General features: G+C 52.0%; 13 protein-coding genes. 6 read left to right on the forward strand and 7 right to left on the reverse strand.

All coding sequences use genetic code 11. From position 1 onward, the window contains the following. Nucleotides 1-15: 15 nt before the first annotated feature. Nucleotides 16-1,083: an SDR family oxidoreductase gene (locus F3J37_RS07270; protein ID WP_166932735.1), complete on the forward strand. Its 1,068-nt coding sequence runs from the start codon at nt 16-18 to the stop codon at nt 1,081-1,083. Between the two features lie 108 nt (nt 1,084-1,191). On the opposite strand, the gene F3J37_RS07275 is transcribed toward F3J37_RS07270, so the two are convergent. After that, nucleotides 1,192-1,566 (reverse strand): nitrogen fixation protein NifS, encoded by a 375-nt coding sequence (locus F3J37_RS07275; RefSeq protein ID WP_166932737.1) that lies wholly within the window; start codon nt 1,564-1,566, stop codon nt 1,192-1,194. A 138-nt stretch (nt 1,567-1,704) separates the two neighbouring features. Between F3J37_RS07275 and F3J37_RS07280 the strand changes: the two genes are divergently transcribed. After that, nucleotides 1,705-2,055 (forward strand): TonB family protein, encoded by a 351-nt coding sequence (locus F3J37_RS07280; protein ID WP_166932739.1) that lies wholly within the window; start codon nt 1,705-1,707, stop codon nt 2,053-2,055. Between the two features lie 116 nt (nt 2,056-2,171). Here F3J37_RS07280 and F3J37_RS07285 read toward each other — a convergent pair whose 3' ends face one another. Continuing rightward, nucleotides 2,172-2,903, reverse strand: coding sequence for an SDR family NAD(P)-dependent oxidoreductase (locus tag F3J37_RS07285; protein ID WP_097118884.1), 732 nt, complete (start codon nt 2,901-2,903; stop codon nt 2,172-2,174). 100 nt (nt 2,904-3,003) lie between these two features. Here F3J37_RS07285 and F3J37_RS07290 point away from each other — a divergent pair, with 100 nt between their 5' ends. Next, on the forward strand, nt 3,004-3,399 hold the full coding sequence (locus F3J37_RS07290) for a winged helix-turn-helix transcriptional regulator (protein ID WP_166932741.1): 396 nt from the start codon (nt 3,004-3,006) through the stop codon (nt 3,397-3,399). A gap of 95 nt (nt 3,400-3,494) precedes the next feature. Here F3J37_RS07290 and F3J37_RS07295 read toward each other — a convergent pair whose 3' ends face one another. The 5 genes from F3J37_RS07295 to F3J37_RS07315 all read right to left on the reverse strand — a co-directional run bounded on the left by F3J37_RS07295 (nt 3,495) and on the right by F3J37_RS07315 (nt 7,281). Next, entirely contained in the window at nt 3,495-4,139 is a 645-nt protein-coding gene (locus F3J37_RS07295) for a hypothetical protein (protein WP_240154078.1), read from the reverse strand. A gap of 133 nt (nt 4,140-4,272) precedes the next feature. Continuing rightward, nucleotides 4,273-4,902, reverse strand: a complete 630-nt coding sequence (locus F3J37_RS07300) for an NrsF family protein (RefSeq protein WP_166932743.1) — start codon at nt 4,900-4,902, stop codon at nt 4,273-4,275. Further along, nucleotides 4,895-5,446: a sigma-70 family RNA polymerase sigma factor gene (locus F3J37_RS07305; protein WP_166932745.1), complete on the reverse strand. Its 552-nt coding sequence runs from the start codon at nt 5,444-5,446 to the stop codon at nt 4,895-4,897. The genes F3J37_RS07300 and F3J37_RS07305 overlap by 8 nt, the downstream gene beginning before the upstream one ends. A 17-nt stretch (nt 5,447-5,463) precedes the next feature. Beyond that, the gene (locus F3J37_RS07310) at nt 5,464-6,693 is read right to left on the reverse strand and encodes a protein-disulfide reductase DsbD family protein (protein ID WP_160867169.1); all 1,230 of its coding nucleotides are present in this window, start codon (nt 6,691-6,693) and stop codon (nt 5,464-5,466) included. Nucleotides 6,694-6,708: 15 nt separating this feature from the next. Beyond that, nucleotides 6,709-7,281 (reverse strand): peroxiredoxin, encoded by a 573-nt coding sequence (locus F3J37_RS07315; protein WP_058960236.1) that lies wholly within the window; start codon nt 7,279-7,281, stop codon nt 6,709-6,711. A gap of 144 nt (nt 7,282-7,425) precedes the next feature. Here F3J37_RS07315 and F3J37_RS07320 point away from each other — a divergent pair, with 144 nt between their 5' ends. The 3 genes from F3J37_RS07320 to F3J37_RS07330 all read left to right on the forward strand — a co-directional run. Continuing rightward, complete coding sequence (locus F3J37_RS07320) at nt 7,426-7,968, forward strand: chorismate mutase (RefSeq protein WP_166932747.1); 543 nt, start codon at nt 7,426-7,428, stop codon at nt 7,966-7,968. 226 nt (nt 7,969-8,194) lie between these two features. Continuing rightward, the gene (gene accB, locus F3J37_RS07325) at nt 8,195-8,662 is read left to right on the forward strand and encodes an acetyl-CoA carboxylase biotin carboxyl carrier protein (protein WP_166932749.1); all 468 of its coding nucleotides are present in this window, start codon (nt 8,195-8,197) and stop codon (nt 8,660-8,662) included. A gap of 11 nt (nt 8,663-8,673) precedes the next feature. Next, a partial coding sequence (locus tag F3J37_RS07330) for a biotin carboxylase N-terminal domain-containing protein (protein ID WP_304623228.1) occupies nt 8,674-9,065 on the forward strand: 392 nt, incomplete at its 3' end.

Below are 9,065 nucleotides of genomic sequence, written 5' to 3' on the forward strand. Positions count from 1 at the left end.
CCGAGGAGAATTGAAATGCAAAAGCAGGCGTTAATTGTCGGCATTAGCGGCGTGATTGGGCGTGCGCTGGCGGAAAAACTGCAAAGTGAAGGATGGCTGGTGACTGGATTATCTCGTGGACGCGGCGCGATCCCCGAAGGTTGCCGCAGTCTGACCGCAGATCTGACCGATGCTGATGCGGTCGGCACTACACTGTCACAAGAGAAGCCTGATGCGGTGTTCTTTAGCGTCTGGGCGCGTCAGGAGAACGAAAAAGAGAACATTCGCGTGAACGGCGGCATGGTACGTAATGTGATTGAAGCGCTGGGTGAGCGCCTGAACGGTGCGCACGTGGCGCTGGTGACCGGGCTGAAACACTATCTGGGACCATTTGAGGCGTATGGCAAAGGTGCTGTGCCGGTGACGCCGTTCCGTGAAGAACAGGGACGCCAGCCGGTCGATAACTTCTACTATGCGCAGGAAGATGAAATCTTTGCCGGTGCCGAGCAATATGGCTATCGCTGGAGCGTGCATCGCCCGCACACCATCATCGGTTATGCAGTGGCTAATGCCATGAATATGGGGCAGACGCTGGCGGTGTATGCCTCGCTGTGTCGCGAGAAGGGCTGGCCGTTTATCTTTCCTGGCTCGCCGGAGCAGTGGAACGGTATTGCGGATGTGACCGACGCCGGTTTGCTGGCGGAGCAGTTGCTGTGGGCAGCGACGGCGGATGTAGCAGCGAATCAGGACTTCAACGCGGTCAACGGCGATGTATTCCGCTGGAACTGGTTGTGGCCACGGCTGGCCGCTTACTTTAACGTTGAAGCCGCCGCGTATCCTGCACAGATGATGCCTCTGGAAGGGCGCATGCAACAGGCCGCCGACGCATGGCATGAAATTGCCGCGAGCGAACAGCTGCGTGAGGCTGACATCAATAAACTGGCTTCGTGGTGGCACACCGATGCGGATCTTGGGCGTCCAATGGAAGCGTTCACCGACATGAGCAAAAGCCGCAAAGCGGGATTCACCGGATATCGTTCAACGCTGGATTCGTTTATTGCGCTGTTTGATCGGCTGAAAGCGGAGAAGGTGATTCCTCAGTAGTTTTATTCATTGTGATCGGTGTTCCAGGTGCGCATCAATGCGCACCTTCATGAACAACAACTCATACTATTTTGGGCTGTAATATCCGACATGAGGTATCCGAGCCCTTTAGTCCAACAAATATTCCCTGTCTTCCCGTTCCCGTATTTTACGCATTACAGGCCGGACGTCGTTACTCAGGTATTCCATGGTGGTGAGAAACACCATGCGTTGCTTATCAAAATTCTTGCGATAAAACATAAAGCGTAGACCGGGTGCACAGACCAGTAATTCAACACCTTCGTCCATAAGCGTTTCAATATTCGATTCTGTGGTGTCGCGCGTGAAGCGCCAGTTCAATTGGCGTTTATCGATCGCCTTCTGCACTGCGGCGATATATTTATCTTCGCGAAAATAGGCAACAAACAATCCGCCACTCACTCCGAATCCCGGTGTTCTGAACAATGTTGGACTGGGCATGTAGATAAATACGATGTTTTTCATCGACGATTATTCCTTAATCTTGATGGATGAACAGGGTAGCAGAAGCCTAATGAAGGATTCTTTACGTTAAACTGGCTCTATCTTGTTGATATCATGTGATGATAACATGAGAATGATTCTCAACAACAGGAGGTTGTTATGTTTAAGGTCATACCCATCATTCTCACTCTGGCATTATCAGGTTGTACCACTTCATCCGCCAATAAAGAACATCCTAAAGCCCTGCGAATGGATAAACCTGACTACCCTTTTTATGCTGCAAAGAATCATATCGAAGGAAAGGTGCAATTTTTTTATGATGTCGATGCGCAAGGGAAGGTCAGTGAAATGCGCATTGTGCAATCCACACCCGACCATCTGTTTGATGACGCGGTTATAAGAGCGGTGAATAAGTGGCGATTTGAAAAAGGCCATCCCGCTAAAAATATTCCAATGAAAGTGGTGATGCGCGTGAGTCCTCCGCCCAATATCAGTGATTCGATGTTGTGATGGGTGAGTGATCCTGGAGTGCCTAAGGTGTGGTGAGAAAAGCATACTGATTTCGAACCGTGTCTGCCCTGAAATGAAGTGACAGCCATCCTGCGATGGCTGTTTGTATGCCGCATCTAAACCTGGGTCAATCCACCATCAACGCAGATCTCAGCGCCCGCAATGTAACTGCTTTCATCACTGGCAAGGAACAACGCAGCATTCGCCACCTCTTCCGGTTTTGCCATTCTGCCGAGGGGGATGGCGCTGGTGAGTCCATTTCGAACCTGTTCTGAAGCTGCTGCCATCATTTCGGTATCCACAGGGCCGGGTGCGACCACATTGACGCGGATACCGCGTGCGGCGAGTTCACGGGTCCAGGTGCGGGCAAAGGAGCGCAGAGCGGCTTTGCTGGCAGAGTAAACACCATAGCCTTCCGTGCCAATCACATCCGCAATCGAGCCAATCAACACCACGCTCGCGCCAGGTTTCAGCAGGGGCAATGCAGCTTGTAAGGCAAAGAGCGGCGAGCGCACGTTAAGTCCGAAAATCTGCTCGTAGTGAGACTCACTGATCTCGTCTAATCGGGCGTATTCCGACATACCCGCATTGATCACCAACACATCCAAATGGCCTGACGTGCTTTTGATGGTGTCCATAATATCGGCCAGCTCTTCGTTCTGACTAACATCGGCGCGTAATGGCTTCGCGATGCCGGATATCTTGCGGCTGGCAGTAGCTAATTCTTCTTCACGACGGGAGGTAAACCAGGTTGTTGCTCCTTCGCTGGCGAAACGCTGGCTGATCGCCAAACCGATACCTTTTGCGCCGCCCAGTACTACGGCAACTTTGTTTTCTAATCTGCTCATCTGCAATACTCCTTAAAGAGTGGAACCCAGATGATATAAAAACTATACTTGATATCAATTACGCACTTAGTTTATATCAGATATATACGGGTATATCGCCATGAATGACAAAACTGACAAGCCATTGATTGATATTGGTAAAACCCGACCTGTTTTGGAAAACATCACCAATAAATGGTCAATATTAATTCTCACCGTGCTTTGCACACAGCCCTCAAGGTTCAATGAGATTCGCCGCAGACTGGATGGGATTACGCATAAGGCACTGGCGGATGCGCTCAAACGTCTGGAGCGCAATGGTCTTGTGAACCGTAAAGTGCTACCAACTTCGCCGGTGAGCGTGGAATACAGCATCACACCTTTAGCGCAGACGCTGCAGCAGCCCTTTATGGCCCTGGCGAGTTGGGCGATGGAGTACGGCCCGGTGATGGAACAGGCTCAAGCCGCTTACGACATTGCTCGTAATGAAGAAAAGAAGGTGGCTGAAGAAGCCTAATGGTTGGGTTTTAATTACAGGAACTCAGAAAGACGGGCAGCGCGATATTTTACATTTCATGCGCTGCCGTTTTACTCACCTTTATCTTTACCTGTTTATATAACAGGGATGGATAATGCTGAGACTTTTTCTTTAGCCTCAGCAATCAAAATAATCCCCTGCAAGGATTCATCAGGATGAACGCTCCATATTTTACTTTCGGGGATGCAAATGCCGTCATAACGTATTTTGGTGCCATCGTAGGGATAAAATTTACCTTCGTTTGTATCTAAAACAAAAACCTGCAACAGACGAGACTTTTGCGCAATGTGTTTCCAAAGTGCTTTTCCGCCTTCATAGTGGTGATGATCACTCATCAGCGTGATATGTTGATGCACCACCAAGTTTTCATACATGCGGGTTGCCAGACCAAAACCTTGCATGATCTCTTGTACAACAACCCCTTCAACCTGCAGCGCGGCAGCATCTTGCCAGAATGACTTTACGCTGAGCCCATCAAAATTTTCAACGCGAATCAGTTCCAACGTAGCAATGACGCGATGGCGTAAATCGTTCTCAATTAATGCTGGACCAGCATCGACGACTGCTGAAAAAGGTGTTTTTCGATCATAGATAATCCAGTAAGTAAAACTACCCATTTCAAACTCATCAATAATCTCAAAACGTCGTTGTAATGTATTGGGGCTGTATGACATTGGCATTATGGCCATATTTGAATCCCCCTTGTTAAGCACTGGCATGTGTATTCCTTCACTTGATTGCCTCTCTCCATTAATTAACTTAACACATCAAAGGATAGTGATGAGGTAGATTTAATGAGAGCCAGACTCCTGTTTTCTATTTTAAGAGGGAGAATGACATCCTTTTATCACCTCAACCTAATCTTACCCAGCGGCGACCAAGCAGCACTGTCAGAGCAATAATCACCGCAATCGCGGCCAGATGCATGACAAAATCCATGGCGTGCAGATGCACCGGATGGCAAAACGCCAGCATGGTGACGGCCATGCAGGATATGCCCAGTCCGGCCATCGCCAGGCTGCGTACCGGATGGAGTGCACGTGTCTTGCGTAAACTGGCAATCATCAGCACCATCATCGGTGTGCTCACCACTAACAGGAAGGTAAAACAGCGCGTGCTGTCATTATCATGTGCCTCCACTACGGCGTGCGGGATACTGCTCAGGCTCAATCCCAACCACAATAAACCCAGAGGCAACAGCACTTTCCAACTGACACTGCGTCGGCCAGGGATGCTCATGTTGAACGCATTACGAATCGCGAACAAGCCGAGCACAAACGCCAGCGCCAACTGGATGAGCGCGCGCATCGCACCGGGTTGTGACCAATCGGTTAACGTACGCTGGACCAGAAAACTGGCGACGATGCCGCAGGGCAGTGCCAGTAGCAGCCACACTAAGACACGCCAATAAGTCGGCCGCATCGGTTGAACGGGCTGCATGTCGCGGCTGAGTTTTTCGATTAACAGGTCATGGTTATTCATGGTGTGCTCCAAAGCGACGCAGATTACTCAGCGCGCGATGCAGCAGCGACTTCACCGCTGCCACACTCAAATTGTTATGTTCTGCCGCTTCCGTCAGGGTCATTTCGCGCAAGTGAACATGCTCGACAATCTCGCGCTGGCGCGAGGGAAGCTGGCGCAGATAGCCAGCCAGTTCCTCTTGTGTATCCAGCGATGGTGCCTCTGGCGCAATGACAGCTTCAGTTAGCGTTTCTTCATGGACTTCCCATTGCTGATGGCGTCCGCGTCGCCGCAGGGCATCGACTGCGCGAGCGGAGATGATGGCCATCAGCCAGGGTAAAAACGGGTAGGCAGGATCATAGGTGTGACGCACCCGATGCACTGTTAACAGCACATCCTGAATCACATCTTCCACTAATGCCTGGTCGGTGAGTTGTTGGCGTATTTGCCCGCGTATCACCGGCACTAGCGCTTTGAGCAGTCGGGTGTAGGCGAGCTGATCGCCCGCCTGCGCCTGTTCCATTAGCGCGGGCCAACTTTCGCGCGCGCTATCACTTGCTTGCATAATCCGCCTTGAAACAATTACGCCTTGGTGCTGGCCGCTTGCAGCGCATTCACCACAATGCTCGGTGTCAGCACTTGCGGTAGCACTTTTGGCGGCCCGCCATCGGCGGGGTAAACCAGATACATCGGCAGTCCGCCCTGACCAAACTCGCTCATGGCGTCATCGACATCGGGATTAAACTTGGTGGAGTCCGCCACCATATACACCGTACCGGTTTTTGCCAACGCGTCTTTCACTGCCTGCGTCGAAAGGGAGGTTTTTTCATTCACCTGACAGGTAATACACCATGAGGCTGTGAAATCGACAAAGATGGCTTTACCGTGTCCACGTTGAGAGGCGACGGCTTGCGGTGTCCACTTCTCTTTAGTGAGCTGGCTGGCTACCTGGTCACCTGCCAGCGCTGCGCCCGGTTGAATTAACTGCGGCAGTGGGGCCAGCACGGCGATAACCAATACGGCGGTCACGGCGAACAGCACTTTATGGCCTTTACCGGCAAAGCGGCGATGTTGCGCCATCCCATATAGCCAGCCCGCGAATGCCACTACCACAGAGGCTGCTAACAGTGTAGCCAATGCCGCGCTGCCTGCCTGTTGCGCGAGCACCCACACCAGCCAGGCATAAGCGCCAAACATCGGGAAGGCTAAACCACGCTTCAGTACATCCATCCATGCGCCTGGACGAGGTAAGAATCTCGCCAGCTGAGGGAAAAGAGAAATCAGTGTGAAAGGCGCTGCGAAACCGAGTGCCAGGGCGAAGAAGATCACCAGCGCCACAGCAGGGGGTTGCACCAGGGCATAGCCGATCGCACTAGCCATAAACGGTGCCGCACAAGGGGTGGCAACCAAAATCGCCAATACGCCAGTGAGTGCAGAACGTAAGAAGGCGCCGCGATTGATTTCAACGGATCCAACACGTTGAACCGACAGGCCCACTTCAAATACGCCAAGCAGATTGAGCGCAGCGGCGAGGATCACCAATGATAGCAGGGCAATCACCAGGGGGGACTGTAACTGGAATCCCCAGCCTACAGCTGCACCGCCTGCACGCGCGGCCAGCAAAATACCCGCTAGCGCCATCATGGTAACGATCACGCCCAGTAAAAAGCCTAAACCTTCACGACGCGCGTTGGCGGCATTGTCAGTGTGGCGCAACAGGCCGAGCGCTTTCAGGGAGATGACCGGAAAGACGCAGGGCATTAAGTTCAGAATGATGCCGCCAATAAAGGCGGCCAGCATGGCGGTTAACATCGCTGGCCTCTTTGCTTAGTTAGTTTGCGGATGTGCAGCGTCGTACTGCTTCACGGCGGCGAGGGCTTTCTCGATGTGCGTATCCGGGTTTCTATCAGTGTAACTCAGCAGGATGTCGCCATTAGGCGCAATCACATAAGAGGTGCGATCGGAAAGGGTTTTGCCTTTCATCTGCATGGTGGTTTGATACTGAGCGGCCACTTTAGCACCTGGGTCGGCGGCAACAGCGAATTTGTCACGGCACTCCAGTTTAGAGAAATCGCTCACCTGATCGGTATTGCCTGCAGTCACACCAATAACTGTGGCGTGCATTTTGGTGAAGTTGTCGGTGGCTTCGGCGAAGTCATGCGCTTCAATCGTACAGCCCGCACTGAATGCGGCCGGGAAGAAGTAAAGCACCACTGGCCCTTTTTGCAGCGCTTTTTGCAGCGAGAAGGTCAATGGTTTGCCGGCTAATGCACCTTGCAGTTCGAAATTTGGTGCCTTTGCACCAACCGGCAGCGCGGCGCTGGCGTTAAAAGCGGTGGCAGAGAGGCCCAATGCGGCGGTGATGCTCAGAGTACAAACGAGGGTTTTAAACGATTTCATTATCTGCTCCTGCGATGTAAGGGAGGTCCGGTTTAAGTGACTCAATACATCAGTTCGCTGGAGTGGGCGGAAAGGTTTCGGTGCCAGAAAAAAAAAGTTAAATTAGCGACGCAATGTGACTCATGGAAAAAGAGGCTAAGAGAGATGAATCGGAATTATTTCAGTAAGATCATTTTGTTAATTGGGTTGTCTTGCTCGGCCACCGCGCTGGCGGCACCTGTCATTGATAGCGATGTGGCTTCCCTGATCAATCAACGCCTGTCCTATATGAAGGATGTGGCCGGTTATAAAGCCGCCAATCATCTTGCGATTGAAGATCTGCCGCAAGAAGAAAAAGTGCTGGCCAGTGCTGTGCAGCAAGCCGAAAAGCTGGGCTTAGCGGGCGAGTCTGTGAAACCCTTTGTGCAGGCTCAGATGGATGCAGCAAAAGCGATTCAATATCGCTATCGCGCAGATTGGCTCTCCACACCTGAACAAGGTTGGCAGCCTTTGCCGCTGGATCAGGTCAGAAGCAAAATTAATGTGCTGAGCGCCAGCATTCTGAGTGGTATCCGTGCGCAGTTAGCGCAGGGCAAACCCTTCACCGATAAAGCCGCCTTTCTGCACACGCTTGATCAAGCGAATCTGGAACAGGATGATAAAACGCGGCTGTGGGAAGCCCTGCAGAAAATTAGTCTGAAGAAGTAACGGTTATTCATAAGAGGCGTAATAAGATTACGCCTCTCTAATATGTCATTTACCTCTCAAACTGCAATATTATCCACGATATCCCCACCTCGGCATAAAATTCAGATGACCAACGATCCACTCCGCCACCTTTTCCTTATAACCCCAACTGAACTCCCTATGTCCTGCTCAAGAATGCCCTCTGCTATAACTGCTGCGAGTTGATAACGCGTAGGAAAAGTTTTTCATGGATATTCGTAAAATTAAGAAACTGATCGAACTGGTTGAAGAGTCCGGCATCTCCGAGCTGGAAATCTCTGAAGGCGAAGAGTCAGTTCGTATCAGCCGTTCACCTGCAAACGCTGGCTACCCGGTCATGCAACAGGCTTATGCTGCGCCAGTGATGCAGCAGCCTGCACTGGCGACCGCCGTTGCACCTGCAGCCGCTGCGCCGGCTGAAGCCGCTAAGCCGGAAATCACCGGCCACATCGTGCGTTCTCCGATGGTCGGCACTTTCTATCGCACGCCGAGCCCGGACGCGAAAGCCTATATTGAAGTCGGCCAGAAAGTGAACGCCGGCGACACTCTGTGCATCGTTGAAGCGATGAAAATGATGAACCAGATCGAAGCCGATAAATCCGGCGTTGTTAAGGCGATCCTGGTGGAAAGCGGCCAGCCGGTTGAATTTGACGAGCCGCTGGTCGTCATCGAATAACGAGGCGAAGCATGCTGGATAAAATTGTCATTGCTAACCGCGGTGAGATCGCTCTGCGAATTCTCCGCGCGTGTAAAGAATTAGGCATCAAGACCGTTGCGGTTCACTCCACTGCTGACCGCGATCTGAAGCACGTGCTGCTGGCGGACGAAACCGTCTGCATCGGCCCGGCACAGTCGGTCAAAAGCTACCTGAATATCCCGGCCCTGATCTCTGCCGCCGAAATTACCGGCGCCGTGGCGATCCACCCGGGCTACGGCTTCCTCTCTGAGAATACCGATTTCGCCGAGCAGGTTGAGCGCTCTGGTTTTATCTTCATCGGCCCGAAAGCTGACACCATCCGCCTGATGGGCGACAAAGTGTCTGCGATCACCGCGATGAAGAAAACCGGTGTGCCGACCGT

The organism is Candidatus Pantoea communis, assembly GCF_011752685.1.
GTDB lineage: Bacteria > Pseudomonadota > Gammaproteobacteria > Enterobacterales > Enterobacteriaceae > Pantoea > Pantoea communis.